Genomic DNA, 19,272 nt, shown 5'->3' with positions numbered 1-19,272 from the left:
CCGATATGGGCCCACTAGACGTTTCAGGCTATGAAATGATCATTTATCACCGGAATCACTATGCCTCCGGCGGCCCTGCCGGGGGCCAAACTTTTGAAAAGTTTGACAAACAGGTTTTGTCCCATGATTTCAAGGGGGCACCCCTTACCCGCGGTGGCTGTTTTTTTGCCTGTTTAGATTGGACTACCTCAGAACAAAGGCCCCATCTGCCGTATCAAGCCGCATTTCCGGGGGGAGTACGCCCTCACTCATGCGCAGGAGGAGTTCCCGGGAGATCAACGGCAACACGGTGCCGCTCATGATGTGGTCGATGTTGCGGGCCCCGGTCTCCACCTCGCTGCAGCGACTTGCGATCTGTGCGGTGACGGCGGGTGAGACCGTCAGGGCAATTTTGTGGCTCTCCTGCAATCGATTCACCACCTTCTGCAGCTTGACGGCCACTACCTCCTGCATGACATCCACAGAAAGGGGGAGGAAGGGGATGATGCTCATACGGGCAAGAAGGGCCGGCTTAAAATGGTTACTCAAGACCGGCCGAATGGCGGCGACCAGGGTTTCGCTGTCGCACATTTCGCCTTGTGCGGCGGCGTTGGCAATAACATCTGAGGCCAGGTTGCTGGTCAGGAAAATAACCGTGTTGCTGAAGTTAATCCGTCGGCCTTCGCCATCGGAGAGAGCGCCTTTGTCGAAGACCTGATAAAAGAGATTCATAACGTCATCGTTGGCTTTTTCTGCTTCGTCCAGGAGCACCACAGAATAGGGCCTCTGGCGCACGGCCTCTGTGAGAAGGCCCCCTTCCCCGTATCCCACATAGCCGGGAGGGGATCCGATGAGGCGACTTACCGTATGTTTTTCCTGGAACTCACTCATGTTGACAGAGATGGTGAACCGCTCGCCCCCGAAGAGCTGGTCGGCAACAGCCAGGCCCGTTTCTGTTTTACCCACCCCACTGGGACCCGTAAGAAGAAAAACGCCGAGGGGCTGGTCTGGATCGCAGAGACCGGCTTTTGATGCCTTGATAATACGGGAGATCCCATGAAGGGCGGCGTCCTGGCCTTTAATGCGCCCCTTTAAGCCCTCCTCCATGCCCATCATGGCCTGGGCCTCATCGTGCATGACCTTGCCCACGGGGATACCGGTCCAGTCCGAGACCACTTCAGCAATAATCCCCGGATCCACTTCCGTTCGAATCAGGGGATTGTCCCCCTGGATGGAGGCCAACTCGTTGGCCCTGTCATCTATCTGGGACAAAAGCGCCACGGGGTCCGGTATATTCGCTGCGGCTCCCGGCTCATCGCAGGGGCTATCCCCTATGGCTGGCGGTGCACAGGCATCGCCGTCCACCGTCTCCCCTACCTCGCAGCAGAGTTCGCCACAGGCCACTTCTGCCTGCGAGGAATGGGCCAGAGCCCAGTACTGCTGGCGTAAATCAATCAACTCCGTTGCAAGGGCCTGTTCCATAACCCATCGCCCCGTCACCTCGGTGAGCATTCCCTCCATCTCGGCCATCTCCACCTCAACGACATCAAGGCGTTCCGTATCCACGACGGTGCCGTACACGCCATCCCGGATCAAGGCCTCTTTCTCACGTGCGATAGCCTGGAGATTGCGTTCCACGTCCTCCACAGCTCCGGGCTTTGCCGTGAGCAGCACCTTGACCCGTGCGGAGCTGGTATCCAGCAGATCGATGGCTTTGTCGGGGAGGTAACGGCCAGAAATGTAACGGGAGGACAGCTCCGAGGCGGCCTGCACAGCATCGTCGCGAATGATGACCCCGTGGCTCTTTTCGTATTTTGTTTTCAGCCCCCTTAGAATCAGGGTGGTGGTTGCTTCGGACGGTTCATCAAGGTAGACCAGCTGAAAACGCCGGGCCAGGGCCGCATCTTTTTCAAAATATTTTTTGTACTCAGACCAGGTCGTGGCAGCAATGGTTCGGAGTTCCCCCCGGGCAAGGGCAGGCTTTAAAAGATTGGCCGCATCGCTGCCACCGGCAGAGCCCCCGGCACCAATCATGACGTGGGCCTCATCAATAAAAAGAATGATGGGCGTCTCCGATGACTTGACCTCTTCAATCACCTGTTTCAGGCGGTTTTCGAACTCCCCCTTCACCCCGGCCCCGGCTTGAAGCAATCCCATATCCAGGCTCATCAAGGTGATCTCCTTTAAAAAGTCCGGGACATCCCCCTCCACGATACGCAAGGCCAACCCCTCCACAATGGCGGTCTTGCCCACCCCGGCCTCCCCCACCACGATGGGGTTGTTTTTCCGCCTGCGGGCAAAGATATCCACCACCTGGCGTATCTCAATATCACGTCCGAAGACCGGATCGATTTTTCCCTCACGCGCCTTGGCCGTAAAATCCTCACAATATTTCGCCAGCGCCCCGCCGCCGTTCCCGGAAGTCCTCCCACGGGGTGCCCCCCCTTTGGATTCCTCCGACCGAGTGGTAATCCCCATAAAATCTTTCACTAGGGCATCGCGACTAATCTCAAGCATCATATCGGCGATTTCAAGGGTGGAGAACTGCGACGGCTTCCTCAAAAAGGCCAGAAGAAGAACCCCCGAACGAATCTGCGTCTCCTCAAAATCCACCGACCCGATGAGCTGGGCTTCCTGGAACCACTCCATCAACCGGGGAGAAAAAACCGGTTTGGCCCCGTTGCCTGTGGCAAACCCTTCAAGGGTCCGGTTCAACGTGCCTCGTAAGGCGTCCCCGTTGATGCCAAAATGACGCAGGATCAAGGAAAAATCGGACAGCGGTGCCTGGGAAAACTGCGCCAGAACATGTTCCACCGTCACCTCATAATGGGTTCGCGAGACACACACCCCGGCAGCAGCCTCAAGGGCTCTCCGGCAACTTGGATTCAATCGGCTTAACAAGGATTTCATATCCACTGTGATCATGTTAATTTCCTGAGGGTTAAAGAATACCGTCTAAAAGCCACATCGCATCCACCGTGGGATTCTGGAAAAACCAGGCTGCGAATATGATTGACCTGAGAAACGAAAGCTCGCCGTTTAACCGGAGGGACACACCCCATCCGTTTCCGGATAAAATCGTGACGACAGCTCACCGGGCGGTTCTCCGGAGAAGAGCCAGGTATCCAATCCAAGCTGTGACCATGAGATCTCTCCAAGATGAGCGGTCTTCTTCTGTTCTTCCGCTCCCATCACCACCTCCACGATAAATTCAATGGGTGTGGAGAGATAAAACCGGGTGAGGGAGACAATCAATTGGTGTGCATCCGTACCGGGTAAAAGGGAGCGATACGACGCTTCAGAGAGGGGGCCGATGCGTATCAACACGGCTCCCATGCTGTCCTCAAAGGTATCCCCCAGGTAGCAGGTATCTCCAGGGATGTTTCCAGACACCCCTAAAACACATCGCTGATCGAAGCTGATGGGCACGAGCCTTTTCACGGCCTGCACCACCTCAACAGCCACGCCGTCCAGAGCGTCGGAGAGGAGGATCTCAAGGCCCGATGCGGATCGGGTTCCCTGGGAGAGAAGGCCAGAATAACGAATCATTCTCCAAGAATGTGGCAACCCCTTCCGCAAGGACTTATGGCCCAGGCCACTTACACTGAACATCCTGTCCTTAAGTCGGCCGTCCTCTTCCTCAATAACCTTCATGGCGACTTGATATTTGGCCCACCCGGCATAAAGAAGTTCGTAGAGACGGTGGTTAATCACGTCCAAAAAATCTCTGGCGGCGTTCGGCTCCTCATCGCCCCCCTCAAACAAATCCTCCGTATAAAAAACCGGCAGGGGGGACCCCGTCCCATAGAGGCCTAAGATATTGGCCGTTAATATCAATTTTCCCGAGGCACTCTCTGTAATCCCTTCAACGTCAGATCCGGCAAAGGCAAGGGAGAGGTTAGGACGCGCGCGAAACGTCCCCCCGGTGTCCTGTCGCTCTCTGCGGTTCTCTCCCGCCTCGGCCTTGAGATTCCCAAGAAGCCGCATGGCCTGAAAAAAAGAGAAGGAGCGCCCCTGCTCAAGGAGCATCTTCCTCACCGCAGCAGCTGATTTCCCATGCGTTCCTTCCATGCAAACCTCTCCCCCGTCGTCACTTCCGTGACCACAAGTTGCGTGAATGTATTAAGGGCTGCCGAGAGACCGATAAAGTGGTCCAACACCGAGGCAAAAAGGAACAAATCCCCCATGCCGGCGAAATGTTCTTTTCGCATGGAGATCTGGATCATAAGTCCGCTCATCATCGTCCCTTTAAAAAGTCGATTTACTGGGGTCGACTCAAGGGCCACGATGCCTTCAACCCGCTTTTCACCTGCCGCAAAGAGACGCCTTCCCGAGCTCCCGTCCATCAAAAACAACTTGAGCATCGCCTTCATGTTCTCACACCGGGTGAGACAAAAATGATTGAGATTTAACATGGATACCAAGGCCCATAGAGACTCGGAGCCCAAGGGTGGCAACACAGCCTGGGTAGGTTTTCGAATGTTTCTGAACCCAACCCCTTCGGGAGAAGTTGCCGTGGGCACCTTTATATCACCGGGAAGAAGCTGCTCGGGAAGGTCTCCGTTGGTACAGAGCACATCAAAAGAAAGAGACCTCACGTCGGAAACCTCTCCCCCTTCGGGCATGGCAAGGGAGAGACTGAAATCCATGGCATCTCTCACCGGAGACCGCCTTAAAATTTCGTTGTAAACAATATCAGACTCTTCAATGACGAGGCTGTGAAAAGGCTTCATGGGGTAGCCCTCACCACGACCCACCTTGAAGCCTGAGACCTGTTCAATGGAATAAATCTGATAATGAGAAGGGTCAGAAGCCGTGGGCCTCACCCTGTATTCATTTTTTTTCTGGCTCACCCGCACCGGATCCGCGCTGTGTTTAAAAACGTTAACCGCAGGGGTCACCCGCAACATAAAACTCGACGCATCAATTCGCAGAGGGGTCTCAGGTATGCCCTTCAGTTCAAACAAAAGATCAAATTCACTCACGCCCTTGCGCTCTTTCCATGCATGGAGTCCGGTCAACTCCAGAAAGAGAAACTTCTCCGGCAATACAAAATATTCTTGAACAAACCGATACCCGGCAAAGGATTGAGAGGGCCAGGGAATCAAGGGATCCTCTTCGCTAAAGCCGCATGATTTTATGCAATCAGGCGATAACACAACCTGGGGTCTCTCCCCGCCGGAATCGATGGCAATACGACTCACCCCGGTCATCATCTGAAGATAAAGCTCGGACGCCCTCGCGTACCCGCCTCCCAGATAAAATTTAAGGGTGTCTGATTCCCAATGTTCAGGAGATTTGCATGCAAGGGTCACCCGAATGCCGGAGATGCCATCCGAAGACTCTTCATAGCCTGCCCGAACAATAGAAACCGGAACCATGTTCACATGGGAGCATGTACGAAAACGACACGAGGTGCCGTCCACCTCAAAGGAATCCACCTCGACGCCTGTTCGAACGGACACACCAGAATCCGACCCCGCCTCCGGAACCACTTCGATGAGGGTCGTGGCGGGAACCGGCCTCAAATAATGAGGCCACACCTGACGAATAAAATTATGGATAATTTCCGGAAACTCGTCATCAATCTTTTCCCTGATCGAACCGGTGAGAAAGGCAACCCCTTCAAGAAGCCGATCCACGTCAGGATCGGAAGATGGCTCACCCAGCATGGGTGCAATGGCCGGATTCTCCCGGGCAAACGCCGAGCCAATCTCTTTCAGATGACTCAATTCCTGCTGAAAATAATAGTTAAACATTCTGATTGCCACTCTTTCTCAGCCACCATGAAGAGCTTGGGTGGATTATAAAAAATGTTAAAAAACATTAAAAAGCGTTCTTCGTGCTTGGTTCTTCGTGCTTCGTTCGAGGAGTCGCTACGCTCCATAAATTATAAAAAAACCATGCGGGGGGTGCTGATGTCGTAAGTTTTCGAGGAGTACGATTCGTCGTGCTGTAACTCTGGGTACCCGGATCCCCATTCGCACGAAGGTTGGGGGCATGCTTACGTATGGCGCAAACGCATGAACTGCGGATACCCGGTTCCAACTCACAAATAAAAATCTTACGGAACGGGCTTCACGACCACACGTTCCAACGTCTTTGAAATACTCTTTTCACTTATGCCACTTTGCCTTGCGATGGCCGCGTATCGTCTCCAATCGTCATCAGAAGAGTACGCCAATGCCTGGTTCAATGCCTCAAGCCAGGGCGGCGCGTCTTCACTATCGGCAGCCCCGGCCTCGCCAACCCGGAAGGGAAGGTCTTGGTATGGATCGTCTTCAGGCAATCGATACATCAGGTGAAAGATGCGCTCTTGAGTCGCATCAAGGATATTAAGGTCATACTCCCTGAGCTGTTTGCCCTTTGATTCGGTCATCCAGCCGGCACGAGCACCGACTCCTTTATAGGCTGCGACTAGTTCTATCCTATTCATTTTTTTCAGAATCATCACGATAGCAACGGAAATATCTTCGTCATAATTCTCCTTGCAGCAGGTAACCTGATCTGGAGTGTGTTCATAAGCGGCCATCATCAAAGCAGAAAGTGTGACAGGGCCTCCGTACATCCTGGTTGTGGAAACCACTCCATCCGCACTGGATTCCACATTTTTTCCATCTGCAGTCACAGCGAAAATATCGTTAAATACCGTATTTTCGTCTGAGGTGACACTGACCAAAAGCCCCTCTTTTGTTTTCAAAAATAGCTCATACCTGCCGTTTTTATTCTTTTTTACATACACATGCTCAAAATCAGTCTGGGGAAGAAGAACGTGAACCCCGTTCCACGACAGCGCCCAGCATTTACTTTTTTTATGAAACAGGGGTTTTTCCGTAAACGTTACATAGAGGCTTTCATGTAAAAGGGTCTCTTTAAATGCCTCACATGAAATGCCTCTGAACATATAGGACGCCTTACCTTCGGCAGCTAAAACGCTATCCTCTACTAAGGCGGTCGCATTAATGAACAAGCCTATAAAAATATACAGCACAAACACTGTCATGCCTTTCATCTATCCTCCAAACGCAAGTTCCAATTCTACATGACGCTTCAGGGAGCCTGCACCAACAATACAGATCTCATAGAGTCTGCCTCTGTTTGTTGAACAGCGATTTTGCAGCACACTTCTATTTTTCTTCATTATCCATAACATCATAGTATTCTTTATCGTTTGATAGTCCTTGATTTCCTACCTGACTCTGAGGTATTTATTTCTGATGAAGGGCCTGTTGCCGGTTAAGGCAACAGGCTTGGTTCAGTCTGTGCTCAGGTCGATTTTCAGCCGGTGTATCGGGTTGGTTTATCAGGGGGAAGCGTGATTGCCCTCACGCTCTCCTTTTCAACAACCTTATGCATCAGCAGGCCTGAGTCACAGACCTCACGTTCTCACGGTCATTTTCCCAAAGGCATCCACCGAACTTTCCAGAATAATTTCTTCATTTTTTACCCCGGTAATCAGCGTCGCCTCGATCCGAAAAAAAAGGCTTAACGTCCGGTCATCCTGGAAAACAAAGTTGACCCCGACGCGGGTAAGCCTCGGCTCATAGGTTTCAATGGTCTGTGAAATGGTCTTTTCCATATCCTGAACAGAATCGGGATAGGTGAGCTTCAAATCCGACAAATCAGGCAGACCGAACTGTCCGTCCATCAATGTGGTCCCCACCCTTGAATTCAACAAAAGCTGGAGGTGCTTCACCACAGACGTCACCCGTGTCCCGGCATGGTTTCTCGCTCGCAATCCGGGGGTATGCTGCCATTCCCGGACGCGCTCAAGCAGTCTCAAATCACTCACATTGCCCCCTTAATTACGCCGGAATTTTCCACGAGTCTTCGGATTCAATGCCGTCCACTTCCCAGGTCCATTTGATCTTGGAATAGGTGAACTTGATCTCCTCCATATGGCGAAAAGGTTCATTCTCGGCGAGAAATGCCATAGGCATGTAAGGCTTCATCTCAACGATAATGGCGTCTTCAAGAGCGATGGAGAAATAGTGTTCTTCGGTCCCCGTGCTGTCGATTCGGTACTTCTTGAGTATCACTTCGGACAGCTGCTCTCCGGTGCAGAGCGCCTGGTAAAGCTTGGGAGAGGCTTTGTCGATTTCCTTAACGACGGTCAAGGGACCATGGATGCGTTTTCCGCTGGGAAGCCCAGATTGGGGATCCCTGGGAATATGCACTTTATGGTCAAAAGCATAGATGAGCATTGTGTTCTCACGACGTTCCATATCGCAGGAGCCGTCAATCTTCCCTTGCGTATTTCCCGTCACTTCCATGTGCGATGTCATTGGCATAAACATTTCCTCCGTGGTTAATGATTATTCTTTCTCCAACTTACCTACCAGGGACAAAGTAAAGGATGCACCCATGTACTTAAAATGCGGGCACACCTTCAGGCTGACCTTGTACCATCCGGGTTCCCCCGGAACATCATCGACGGTAATCTGGGCTTTACGCAGGGGACGCCTGCTCCGGACACCTGGCATGGGGTTATCCATATCCACCACATACTGCCGGATCCAGTCATTGAGCTCTCTTTGCAGATCCACCCGCTCTTTCCAGACCCCGATATTCTCCCGCTGGATCACTTTCAAGTAATGGGCCAATCGATTGACGACCAACATATAGGGCAACTGAGTTCCCAACCTGTAATTGGTTTCTTCAATTTTCCCTTCGGTGGTGTTGGGAAATTTTTTTGGTTTCTGGATGGAATTTGCAGAGAAAAAGGCTGCGTTATCGCTCCCTTTGCGCATGGCCAGCCCGATAAACCCCTCTTCGGCCAGCTCGAACTCCCGTCGTTCAGAAAGAAGCACTTCGGTAGGAATTTTGTTCTGAATCGCCCCCATGTCCTCAAAAAAATGAAGGGGAAGATCTTCAACGGCGCCTCCACCTTTGGGCCCGATAATATTGGTACACCAACGATACCTGGCAAAACTCTCGGCAAACTTAGAGGCAAAGGCAAAGGCAATATTTCCCCAGAGATACGTTTCGTTGTCCGTCGAGACATCCTCTCGGTAATCAAAGGATTTCACCGGGTCTGTCTCCCTGCCGTAGGGAAGTCTCAGCAGAAATCGTGGCATCACCAGACCTATATAACGAGCATCTTCAGACTCTCTCAAGGCTTTCCATTTGGCATATTGAGGACCTTCAAAGATCGAATTCAAATCCTTGAGCTGAGCCATACCCGAGAAGGACTCCAGGCCAAACATAGAGGGAGCCACAGCCCCGATAAAAGGCGCATGTGCCATGGACGCCACACTGCCTAAAAATCCCAGCAATTTGATGTCCTGGGGAGAGCTGCCAAATTCGTAATTGCCGATCATGGAGGCGTAAGGCTCCCCGCCGAACTGCCCGTACTCTTCGGTGTAGACCCGTTTATAGAGTCCAGATTTGGTCACCTCGGGAGCATCCACAAAATCCTCTAAAAGCTCCTCTTTGGACACGTTTAAAATTTCGAGCTTGTTGTTCTCCCTGAAGTCGGTTCGATCCACAAGAAATTTAAGAGACCGCCACAGCGATTCAAGTTTCTGAAACTCAACATGATGGATGATTTCATCCAGTTGCACACTGATCTGCCGATCCAGCTCTGCGATCATGTCGTCCACCACCGATTTTGTGACCTTCTCAATACCGGCCTCAGAAGAGGCAATTTTTGAGATAAGGGCATGAAGCCCCTGCATGGTCAGATCATAGGCATCGTCTTCAGGCTTAATGTGGGTGGACTCGATGATCTCTTCAAGAAGCGAGGAACCTTCACAAACATCCCCCGCGTCTGCCGTATTAACGGATTCCTGTACCTCACTCATGTCATCCTCCTTTATTCTTCATCCAACCCAAGTTCTGTAAGAAGCTGCTTTCGCTGCGATGCGTCGAGGATCAATTCCTGAATACTGTTCCGGAATTCAGGAATATTGCTTAAGGGTCCTTTCAGGGCAAGGAGCGCGTCCCGAAGTTTCAAAAGTGCCTGAAGTTCAGGTACCTTCTGCGCCACCGATTCCGGACCGAAATCATTCATATGATTAAAATCAAGGGAGACACGCATCTCGGCTTCGGGATCCTGCGAGAGCTTGTTGGGAACGCTTACGTCCACCGACACATTCTGTGCGTTCAAGACCTCATTAAAGTTGTCCTTGTCAATGGCGATGGAGTCTCGATCCTCAATGCGCTTCTCTTTTTCCATGTCAGAAAAATGCCCCAAAACCAGTTGTTTCAGAGGCAATTCAACCGATTCTTCCTTTTCGCCTACAGAGGTTTTATAAACAATATTAACGCGCTCTTTAGGTGCAACGGATGCTTCTTTTGCCATGTCCTACCCCCGTTCTTTTTTTGGTATTGTCATATTTTATGTAATTTTATCGCTTCCACCGTGCTGGTCTCTGCAATCATGGCAAGAATCTCAGCGGCTCGTGAGGCAGGCACTTTTCCCGGCAGTTTTTTCATGACCTTGTACATCACCTTCAACCCGTTAAGTGCCAGCGGCGGGTCCCACCGGATGAGGTTAAAGCGGGCCATATCATGAAACACCTTCTCTACATGGACGACGGCAATTTTTTCATGCCTGTAGTCCGCAAGGAGGCTTATCAACCCCAGGCGAAGGCCAAGAGCCTCTTTTCCCGAAACACTTGCCCTTATTTTCTGTTGCAACCCATCAACGGCTTCGTTGAGATCAATGCCCTGCCGGACCAGCGTCCGGGCGCTTTTAATCACATCGGCCAACGACCCCTCATCCACAGGCGCCTGATCAAAGGTCTCCTCCTGTCCTTCCTTTAACGACGTCATTCGGACGGCCCACGCCAGCGTCTCCTCACAGGCAAAGGGCGTCCCATCAGCAAAACGCAAGGCCTCAATACCAGGAAGACGCTGAAAAAAAAGCCGGGTCTCCCGGCAAACCATCTCATGGGCCCCCGTGTACTTTTTCCCCAATTGACACAGTGCTTCAGCGGAATAGTAATTCAGTGAAAACAAAAAAGTATTTTGTGGGTTGTACAGTTGACTCTCTGAATGCAAAAGCAACGCTTCCCAAGCCTCGTCCACCATCATTTGCCTCAGGGGTGCCGTCACCTGCTGCGGAGGAGCCGGGATCTTCGTTACACCCTTTATGGCTGGGGGGAGAGCTTTCACCGGCTCCCACACAGCAAAACGCAGCCACCGATACGACTGGGGATTGTGCGTCCCATCATCTCGAACCATTCTGGACGCAGCCTTGATATTCTTAAAAACCGGCGCCAGGCTTCTCATAAGATTCCCGGCATCCAGCGTCACAGCGGTTGTGAATTCGGGATCGAAGACTTTTTGCTCTCCCGGTTTATCGTCCTGAATTCCAGCCTGCGCTTTTCTCAAGGGGAGACCTTCGATCTGTTGCCTTAAGGCGACGAGTGATAAATCCAACTCTGTATGCGCCTTTATAAAAGCGTCAATCCGTCCCAGATTTTCAAGAATCTGTCGGGACATGCTCTCATCCGGTATCCCTTCCATTTCATCTGAAAGGGCCTCACTCATTTTTTCCATCCACCACTGCACGGCGGAAAGACGCCCCCCCATGCGCCTCATCGGAGGGAAAAGGTTTTCCCAGTAAGTCTCAAGAAGGTCGGAGTAAATCGCAGTAGACGTCTCCAAGCCCGGCCAGCCTTTCAGTTTAACGAGGGCGACGCAAAGATAACTGGCCACCAGGATGTCCTTGGACTTCGTCTTTAATATCTCGATTGAAAGGGCCGCCACCGTATCCCATTGAAACGTTTCCCGGGTGACAGGAGAACTGAGTTTATCAAGCTCCTCCTGCAGACATTCAAAACCGACCTCATAACGCACATCCTGTCCGGCGGGAAAGGCTTCGCAGATGGGCTCTTTGCCGAGCAAAGCAGACGAGCTCAGCATGTTTTTTTTCCGTCAACGGACCACAACGCATAAAAATCATCCAAAAGAAGAGGCCGCTTCAGGCACAGCATGCGTTGATTTGTTTTGGAGCCTCCCATAAAAACCATTGTCGGCTCAAAGGCAGAACGGCTTTTTAGGAGCCGAAGGAATTTGGACGCCGGCGTGAAGACATCCCTTCCCTCACACACATCCAAAGGAACCTGAAAATAATCCCGCCGAGCCAGCCCCTCAATGTTGTTCATCTTATCCATAAACTCTGACCCCCGATTCTGTCCGATCCTGTATATCACCGAGTCTTTATCCCTCTCCCGCTTCCGGTAAAGCGTCCCCCAGGATGGATCCGGCCACCGGATCCCGATCACCTTCTTTTTCAATTCGTCAACGCTCCTGATATCAGACTCGGCCAGGCATGCCAGGGCCGTCCATGTCTCCTGACACGCATAGGGCAAAAGGTCCCAGTGTTCAGAACTCGCTGCCCCCGAACCCGCGCCTACAATCATTAAGGGATAACGTCGACGATGGTTGTCGCAGCTCGCTTTCATCATTCCACAGACCCATTCCCCGTTAGGCCCCCTGGCCCAGAAATTCCATTTAAGGACAGGATCCCAACAGATCTCTCGACCGCCCCCTTCGTATCCCTTCTCCATCCACCCGGAGAATCCCTTCAGCAAAGGCGTCGGCCTCCCTAACTGGAGAAAATCTCCGGCGACTGGGTGTTTGCCTGAAAGGTACCCGTTCCATTTTTGTCTCCCGATCAATCCAAACACGCAATAATCACCTCAGGGGGTTTTCCCGCCACGTTGTACATCATCCGAAGAATGGGCCTGGTCCCGGTCATTTTGTAATTGACTCGAATATAACGCACCCCCATGCGCTTCAGAGTGGCTTCAGATTCCGGAAAATCCTTCACATGGAACTCATGCTGTCCATGAGAGAATGCTTTAATAAACTTGGCAAAAGCCCAGTTTCCGGTGTATTTTTTTTCGAGAACCAGATCACCCACCCCAATTTTAAGCGTCACATCGCCGCCTTCTCGGGAAGACCATTGAAACGTCTCTTTGACCTGATAATTTCTATTCACCAGCACCTGGGTTTTATCCACGCTGTCTAACTTAAGGGTGGTCATATGGGGCTGAATATTTGCATCCGAATTAATATCAGTGGGGAGCCCCTCAATGGTGACTTTAAATTCCGTCTTTTCAGATTTATTTCCATAAGTACCGCGAGTTACGTAAGTAAACAAAGATTTTTTAAAGGGTATAACTTTCCCAACTGCTTTTTTGGCGTAATATCCTTTTCTTCGTTTTTTTCCGATAAAGGGTCTTGCCGGTCCGGCGATGTATTTACTCACACATCCACTCTTCCCGAACAGAGCATTACTCATGGTTTTTTTATCATAAATTCCATTAATTTCGGAAAGAACCGTTTCATCCCACACCTCTTGAAGATGCACCCCGGTGTTGGTACATATGCGGTCCCACAGATAGTCAAAGGGTCCGTGAAACAGAGTGCAAAACAGCGCCCGTGCGGCGCGATGATTCTCCATGGCAATCTTCATTGTCTCCTCCGAACTCGTCGCCAGACGAACCGGCGATTTCCCCGTCACAGGATCTTCTGAGAAGACGATGCCTGCCAGTGCAAAGGACCCACCGATGGACAAAGAGGCCTTCGAGATGCCAGAAATACCTGCGGTATACTGGGTAAAGGCCTCAGCACAAATCATCACAGATTCAGAGACGTCCTTTCCGACAGGACGGACAGAACCGGCATATTTTTTTACTCTGGACAAAAACCGCCCCCCCTTGCCCGGAATACCCGCGTGACGCGCGTCCTGCCTCTGTGTCGCCGTCGACGCGTAATGCCTGATCTCTTGAAACTCAAAGATAGGAGTCATCCACAAGGGCGTCTCTTCTACATCGTCCCGAATAAATGAGAGTTCCCGTGCCATTTTTTCCAACAACATAAAATAAGGATTTTCTGAAGTGCCCATCCTGACCGTCGTTGAAAGGCCTTGTTCCCTGCCTTTAATCGTCTCTTTCCCCCGAGGGAAAAAAGACGCAAAGGCATACCACTCCTTGGCATAAGTTTCTTTGTACCCCTTCAAAAATGCCTCTTTCTTTTTCGCTATATCCAAAGGATTTTCCAGGGCATGCTCCAGGTCTCCGATAAGCCCGGTAATCTGATCAACCCCTTGAAGGGTAAAGGCCGGATTCACCACCGGTTCATCCTTAAGTTGGAGGCTTCCTTCCCAAAATTGTTCCAAAGTCAAGACAGTCCCACCCCCATGGCTGTTGCACCACGTCACGAGCCACGCCAGAGAGATCTTCTCATTTTTCATCACATAGGACAGCCACGAAGAGAGCATCCCCCTCTCCCCAATCAACATCTTCCGGCTTGCCCAGATCAGATAGTCACAATACTGTATTTGAACAATTTCAAGGGCGGAGGGAAGACTCTGGTGCCCCGGCGATATCATCAAAACGTCATAATCCGGCTGCGGATGATTCATTAACTCAGAGAATCCACCACCGTTCACCCGTTGTGTGATCAGGTTGATCCGACGAATATAATGAAGGATGACGCCCCCCAACTCCTCCTCGGGAGTTTCTTCGGAAAAATAGACCACAGAGTCGCCCATCTTTGTGTCATAGGACGCCATAAATTCACCCTGAAATTTCTCACAATACAACCGCTTGAGTTCCCTCTCCAACCGAACACAATGCCCCAGTCCAAAATCGGGAACCCAGCGTCTTTGATTCCTCTTCTCTACCTTTTTAATCAACTGGCGAAGGCGCTCCAGGGTCGTGACATCTTCAACCAGATCTCCGCCCAACGCCGCATAGGTGACATATTCTCGCTGAACCTCTCGAATCAACGAAAGATTCACGGAAAAAGAGTAGCTTAAAAGCCCCCCAAAGGTCAGACAAGCCAGTATCAGGCAAGAAAAAGCCAGCCCGAACATTCGGGTTTTTCCATCTATAAAACGTCGGGTAGGCACATGCAGATGCCGATCGGCGGGAAGAATTTTCGAGAAAAGGTCATGGAGAAAATAACTTTTGTCCGTTGCCTCCTGGAGTCCCTCGCTCTGTTCATTCTCCAGAAAAGGCTGTGCCTCTGGAAAATGTGAAACGGGTGAACCGGACTGCCTGGCGCTTGAAAAGAAGACCCCTCTGAAAAACGGGGGTTCCTGGTACACATTACTGCTGAACGCAGCCTGTGCAAAAGCGGACAAGCCTGGTTCCATCGTCTGAAACTCTTCGGGGAAAAAAAGGAACACCGGAGCACTCCCGACCGCATCAAGGCTCCGTGTAATCTGACGCCTGTAACTCCTCAATTTTTGCGTTACCTGTGCAAAAGACGCATTCAGAAAATCCGGAGCGTCACACGGCGTGTCGACATTCAGGCATCCGAAAACCTGTTCATACGCGGTCTCGGGCAGCAAATCACAAAATCGCGTCATGCCTTGAATCAAATCACACTTCGTGACCAGCAGATAAATGGGAAATTTTGCCCCGAGCACCTGCATCAACTCATCGATGCGTTCACGGATTTTAAGCCCTTCCGACTCAATCTCCCCGCGAGATGCTGTCAACAGCGTCTTAGCCGACACCGTGACAACCAATCCGTTCAAAGGCTCTTTTTTGCGATATCGAGGCAATTGACCGAGAAAAGAGTGCCATTCCCGTTTGTCCAGCGGCTCGTCTTGATGCGTCGCATATCGCCCCGCCGTATCGAGGACAATGGCCTCATTAAAAAACCACCATTCGCAATGACGTGTTCCTGAAACCCCCGATACCCGAGGGGGCTGGGGAAGATTGGTACTCAGGCCCGAATTCTCTATGGCCGTGGATTTCCCCGTCCCCGTTTCGCCCAGAAGCATATACCAGGGGAGCACATAAAGCGGGTCCCCTTTGACCCTGAGGTGGGATTTTTTCAGCTCGGACAGGGCCGTCTTCCATTGCTTGCGCTGGGCCTTGTCGATCTCCTTTTCATCAATGGAAGGCTCTGCCCCCCCTTCCGCCACCAACCCGTTGACAAAATTTCTTTCACGACGCCTGCCCCATAAAAAATGCACCAGCACAACCAGTAAAAAAGCACCCAATATGCCTGCACCAAGAGACATCCCTATTAAAGCGGAATATCCCATAAAAACAGAAGCCACAGGCAAGCCGAGGAGCAGAATCAAAAAAAGGAGGATAATACCCATTATTTTCATAAACACTCTCATTTATGGCACCAGACTTGTGATCATTTCACTGTTTAAAATAAAGCGATAAATCACGAAAAGAATTCCACAAAAGCAAACAGGGGAAAACAAAAATAAAAGCCGAAGCATGGGCATTTCAGGCGGAATGACCGGTCCACCCAAAGAGGCCGACACCCCTTCGTATGGGGCTGGAAACAACTTCCCCTGGCCCTCCCCCACCAATGTCTCATCATCTCGGAGCATTTTCTTACGAACTCCAGACTTAAGATTGTCAAGGATCTGCTCATCGTCCTCTGAGCCATAACGCCCTCGAAACCCCGCCAGAAGGCAGAGATAAAACACTTCCAAGACCCCCCTTTGAGAGGAATCCGTCTCCTTAAGGCGAGTGAAAAATTCGGCCCCCCCCTGGGCTGTTTTCAAATAAACTCGCTGCAGAGACTCTTTCTGCCACTGAGATTTTCCGCTCCATGCGGACTGCATGACCCGATCATCCACCCAACAGAACACCGCAAACATAGCTTGCGTATAATCATCCTCCTCAACACCTTCCCGATCCGGATGAAGACGGCAACGGTCCACATGGGCGATGACCGAAGACCGAAAATCAGAATACGGCGTCTCTTTTTTCTCGGCTTCAGGAAGGGCATAAGCCACACAAGCGATCAGAGGAATAAAACAGTCACTCAAATACATGGTTAATGCCTCCTGACGATCATAATCTCGACTTTCATCACGTCTGAAAGTCCTTCCCAATAAAGACAGAGATGCTTCTCTCTCTCAACGCGAAGCCATCGGTCGTCCTGGGTATCAATGCGAAAATAGGATGAATCTCCCCGCCGCGGAAGTTCCTGCGGGGGCGTCGTGAGGTGCTCAAGGCCAATCCCCGGAAGAGATCGTTCGACAAATGCGGGCACAGACGCTTTGGAGCCAAGCTTGACTCCAATGTTCACCGCTTCGAGTATCTCATCCTTCTCCACAGCGCCTGTCACCACCATATAATACTGGCTGTTTGCTTCGAGATGAGAAGGTAAAAGCATCACACTCAAATAGGGATCATCTCGCTGAAACTCGATGATATACTCCGGCCCGGATGTAATCTCTTCCAGCAGGCTGGCGAGAACCAACCCCGCTTGGGAATAACAATGCCACAGGTTGTTATGGTCATAGGCTGGGAGCCCCTCGCCCCCCTCTTCCCTGTCTCCCAGTACATTCACACGATCTGAAAACGAGGAGAGCTCGCCAATGATCTGTCGCAGGATGGCATAGAGGTCCCAAGGGTGGACCTCCTTGTGTTCAATCAGATGGGCTAATTTGGGGATGTATCTGTTAAGAGTCCGCAAAGACAAGAGAAATACCATATCGCGCGATCCAAACTCCGCGTTATGAACACCCCGTTTTTTTTTGTAACTCTCCAGATCATGCCCTTTGTAAGAAAGCTGATCATAAATATCCTGAACCAGACCCCATAAGGCCGGGGACGCATTCAACGTGTAGACGGGAGGGATAAAACGGGAGGAGAGGACGGTTTCATCCCCACTCCTCTCCAGCATGGCAACGGGAATCAGCTCATACCCACCCAGCTGGTCCAGCTCCGAATGAAAAAAAACCTTAAGAAGGAGGCTCATGGTTTTAAGCAATGCCGGCGGACCGTCGTGGTGAAGATCATTCATACTCTCCGGCTCCTCCCCGACCACGTATCGGGTGGTGACAACAGCCGGATTGACCCCGGATTTAAGAACAGTGACATTCCTCTGAAGCCGGTTCGTCTTTTTAACGCCCACATAAACCACCAGAGGTTTACTCCCATCCACCCAGGAGTCTTGAAAACGCCTGGCCTCCAGCAACGCGTTTTCCCCAATCACGGCATAGGTCCCATCCAAAAACCAGAAGGCCCCTGTGTCAATATGAATGGACTGCCCGGATACCGCCGAGCGTCGTATGGACAAGGCACCTACCCCGTTAAGATGCGGTTGAAGATGACGATTGAAAGGCGTCAGCAACGACTCATGGTACCCGTGTGTCAGTTGAAGATGCTGGGGCTGAAGGAAAAGCCCCTGGTGCCAGAAAAGTGGTTTCTCCATACCTAGATATCCTTTACGTCTTCAATCTGATCCGGGCCCAGGACAAAATCGCAACGCAACTGTCCGGGGACCAGTTTTTTATTCATACTGAAAGTACGGGTTCGTTCAATGTATACCGGGACCTCCACCAACCGCACAATTCTCTCTTTCGCCAGTACACCATAACCTGCGACGATACCAAGGTATCTCGCCCCTTCCGCCCGCTCCAGCTTGTGCGTCACATCACTCCCCGGATAGATATACACACTCTTAACCGACGCGACACTCTCGTCATACACTTTGCCTTCCAGTAACGTCGAGAGTCCGTCTTGATCTTCACAAAGCTGATTAAATGAATTGGGATCACTAAGCTGATAGAGCACAAGATATAAGGTGTATGCTTTCCCATGGCTCTGGTTCAGCTGATTATCTGCGTCAAAATGAAGGATAATTCCCTCTTTTTGAAGTTTCCAGTCCGGTGGAGAAACGGGCGACAGACCACACGCACTGATCGTAACAATAAGAAACACCATGACTCCAAGGACGACTTTTTTCACATTTAACTCCTTACCCGATAATGGCCCGCGAATTACGAGCTCACGAGAATCAACAGTCCCATTGTTTCTTGAACAAAAGACGACAAGCAAAAACAAAGGCATCACATCGATCGATCCCGCAGCATAGAAACAATATATTATCAAGCTGTAAAATACAGGCGCATGGTCACCCATCCGACTGAAATCATGAGGCTTAAAGAGGACAATTTTTACCACAAAAAGAGCACACGACGATTGATATACTATAATTTCGGATACTCTTTAGCCCGGATATTTCATGAGAAAACAATCAGGACTAAGGAATAATTTGTAATGACAGTTCTTTGCGGTAACATTTTCAGTCGTTTAAAAAATGCAAAATGTAATCCACAGTATTCTGTTTGATTTTCTCACCCTTCGGGCGAGCCGGGTACACTCATCTGCTGCGTTACCAGAGCTTTGAGGTAAACCACTACATCTTCAGCTCTGATGCCTTGCATATGAGCGCACCCAACTCGTGAAATATCCGGGTTAGCCCGGATATCTCATGAGAAAAGGATCGACGCAAAGCAATAAATAGTTATTGCAATTGGTTATTGCGAAAAATTCAGTTTTTTCA

Annotated in this window: 14 protein-coding genes; all 14 read right to left on the bottom strand. The window is 50.9% G+C overall.

All coding sequences use genetic code 11. The annotated features are described in order from the left end of the window. Positions 1–183: 183 nt before the first annotated feature. A complete protein-coding gene (tssH, locus tag Q1Q75_RS03490) occupies positions 184–2,904 on the bottom strand; it encodes a type VI secretion system ATPase TssH (protein ID WP_300667622.1) in 2,721 nt (906 codons plus the stop codon). 114 nt (positions 2,905–3,018) lie between these two features. Beyond that, the gene (gene tssG / locus Q1Q75_RS03485) at positions 3,019–4,050 is read right to left on the bottom strand and encodes a type VI secretion system baseplate subunit TssG (protein ID WP_300667621.1); all 1,032 of its coding nucleotides are present in this window, start codon (positions 4,048–4,050) and stop codon (positions 3,019–3,021) included. Then, a complete protein-coding gene (tssF, locus tag Q1Q75_RS03480; protein WP_300667620.1) occupies positions 4,014–5,750 on the bottom strand; it encodes a type VI secretion system baseplate subunit TssF in 1,737 nt (578 codons plus the stop codon). The genes tssG and tssF overlap by 37 nt, the downstream gene beginning before the upstream one ends. A gap of 293 nt (positions 5,751–6,043) precedes the next feature. Continuing rightward, positions 6,044–6,991, bottom strand: a complete 948-nt coding sequence (locus Q1Q75_RS03475) for a hypothetical protein (RefSeq protein WP_300667619.1) — start codon at positions 6,989–6,991, stop codon at positions 6,044–6,046. A gap of 366 nt (positions 6,992–7,357) precedes the next feature. Continuing rightward, positions 7,358–7,771, bottom strand: a complete 414-nt coding sequence (gene tssE / locus Q1Q75_RS03470) for a type VI secretion system baseplate subunit TssE (RefSeq protein WP_300667618.1) — start codon at positions 7,769–7,771, stop codon at positions 7,358–7,360. A 13-nt stretch (positions 7,772–7,784) separates the two neighbouring features. Then, positions 7,785–8,270 carry an Hcp family type VI secretion system effector gene (locus Q1Q75_RS03465; RefSeq protein ID WP_300667617.1) on the bottom strand — a complete coding sequence of 162 codons (486 nt, stop codon included), beginning with the start codon at positions 8,268–8,270 and terminating at the stop codon, positions 7,785–7,787. A gap of 24 nt (positions 8,271–8,294) precedes the next feature. Continuing rightward, complete coding sequence (tssC, locus tag Q1Q75_RS03460; protein WP_300667616.1) at positions 8,295–9,782, bottom strand: type VI secretion system contractile sheath large subunit; 1,488 nt, start codon at positions 9,780–9,782, stop codon at positions 8,295–8,297. Between the two features lie 11 nt (positions 9,783–9,793). Continuing rightward, a complete protein-coding gene (tssB, locus tag Q1Q75_RS03455; protein WP_300667615.1) occupies positions 9,794–10,282 on the bottom strand; it encodes a type VI secretion system contractile sheath small subunit in 489 nt (162 codons plus the stop codon). A gap of 29 nt (positions 10,283–10,311) precedes the next feature. Next, positions 10,312–11,850 (bottom strand): type VI secretion system protein TssA, encoded by a 1,539-nt coding sequence (gene tssA, locus Q1Q75_RS03450; RefSeq protein WP_300667614.1) that lies wholly within the window; start codon positions 11,848–11,850, stop codon positions 10,312–10,314. Continuing rightward, positions 11,844–12,617 carry a type VI secretion system-associated protein TagF gene (gene tagF, locus Q1Q75_RS03445; protein ID WP_300667613.1) on the bottom strand — a complete coding sequence of 258 codons (774 nt, stop codon included), beginning with the start codon at positions 12,615–12,617 and terminating at the stop codon, positions 11,844–11,846. Before tagF ends, tssA begins: the two co-directional genes overlap by 7 nt. Further along, entirely contained in the window at positions 12,605–16,066 is a 3,462-nt protein-coding gene (locus Q1Q75_RS03440) for a type VI secretion protein IcmF/TssM N-terminal domain-containing protein (protein WP_300667612.1), read from the bottom strand. The genes tagF and Q1Q75_RS03440 overlap by 13 nt, the downstream gene beginning before the upstream one ends. Before the next feature lie 12 nt (positions 16,067–16,078). Further along, positions 16,079–16,750 carry a DotU family type IV/VI secretion system protein gene (locus tag Q1Q75_RS03435; protein ID WP_300667611.1) on the bottom strand — a complete coding sequence of 224 codons (672 nt, stop codon included), beginning with the start codon at positions 16,748–16,750 and terminating at the stop codon, positions 16,079–16,081. 2 nt (positions 16,751–16,752) lie between these two features. Beyond that, positions 16,753–18,138, bottom strand: coding sequence for a type VI secretion system baseplate subunit TssK (tssK, locus tag Q1Q75_RS03430; protein WP_300667610.1), 1,386 nt, complete (start codon positions 18,136–18,138; stop codon positions 16,753–16,755). A 2-nt stretch (positions 18,139–18,140) separates the two neighbouring features. Beyond that, positions 18,141–18,674 (bottom strand): type VI secretion system lipoprotein TssJ, encoded by a 534-nt coding sequence (gene tssJ / locus Q1Q75_RS03425; protein WP_300667609.1) that lies wholly within the window; start codon positions 18,672–18,674, stop codon positions 18,141–18,143. Positions 18,675–19,272 lie beyond the last annotated feature (598 nt).

Source organism: Desulfoluna sp., assembly GCF_030145185.1.
Classification (GTDB): Bacteria; Desulfobacterota; Desulfobacteria; order Desulfobacterales; family Desulfolunaceae; genus Desulfoluna.
This window is presented reverse-complemented; position numbering and strand designations above follow the sequence as displayed.

Bases quoted from the DNA above. Each gene is read 5' to 3' on its own strand.
- tssH (WP_300667622.1), bottom strand. From the start codon at position 2,904: ATGATCACAGTGGATATGAAATCCTTGTTAAGCCGATTGAATCCAAGT.
- tssG (WP_300667621.1), bottom strand. From the start codon at position 4,050: ATGGAAGGAACGCATGGGAAATCAGCTGCTGCGGTGAGGAAGATGCTC.
- Q1Q75_RS03475 (WP_300667619.1), bottom strand. From the start codon at position 6,991: ATGAAAGGCATGACAGTGTTTGTGCTGTATATTTTTATAGGCTTGTTC.
- Q1Q75_RS03465 (WP_300667617.1), bottom strand. From the start codon at position 8,270: ATGCCAATGACATCGCACATGGAAGTGACGGGAAATACGCAAGGGAAG.
- tssC (WP_300667616.1), bottom strand. From the start codon at position 9,782: ATGAGTGAGGTACAGGAATCCGTTAATACGGCAGACGCGGGGGATGTT.
- tssB (WP_300667615.1), bottom strand. From the start codon at position 10,282: ATGGCAAAAGAAGCATCCGTTGCACCTAAAGAGCGCGTTAATATTGTT.
- tssA (WP_300667614.1), bottom strand. From the start codon at position 11,850: ATGCTGAGCTCGTCTGCTTTGCTCGGCAAAGAGCCCATCTGCGAAGCC.
- Q1Q75_RS03440 (WP_300667612.1), bottom strand. From the start codon at position 16,066: ATGAAAATAATGGGTATTATCCTCCTTTTTTTGATTCTGCTCCTCGGC.
- Q1Q75_RS03435 (WP_300667611.1), bottom strand. From the start codon at position 16,750: ATGTATTTGAGTGACTGTTTTATTCCTCTGATCGCTTGTGTGGCTTAT.
- tssK (WP_300667610.1), bottom strand. From the start codon at position 18,138: ATGGAGAAACCACTTTTCTGGCACCAGGGGCTTTTCCTTCAGCCCCAG.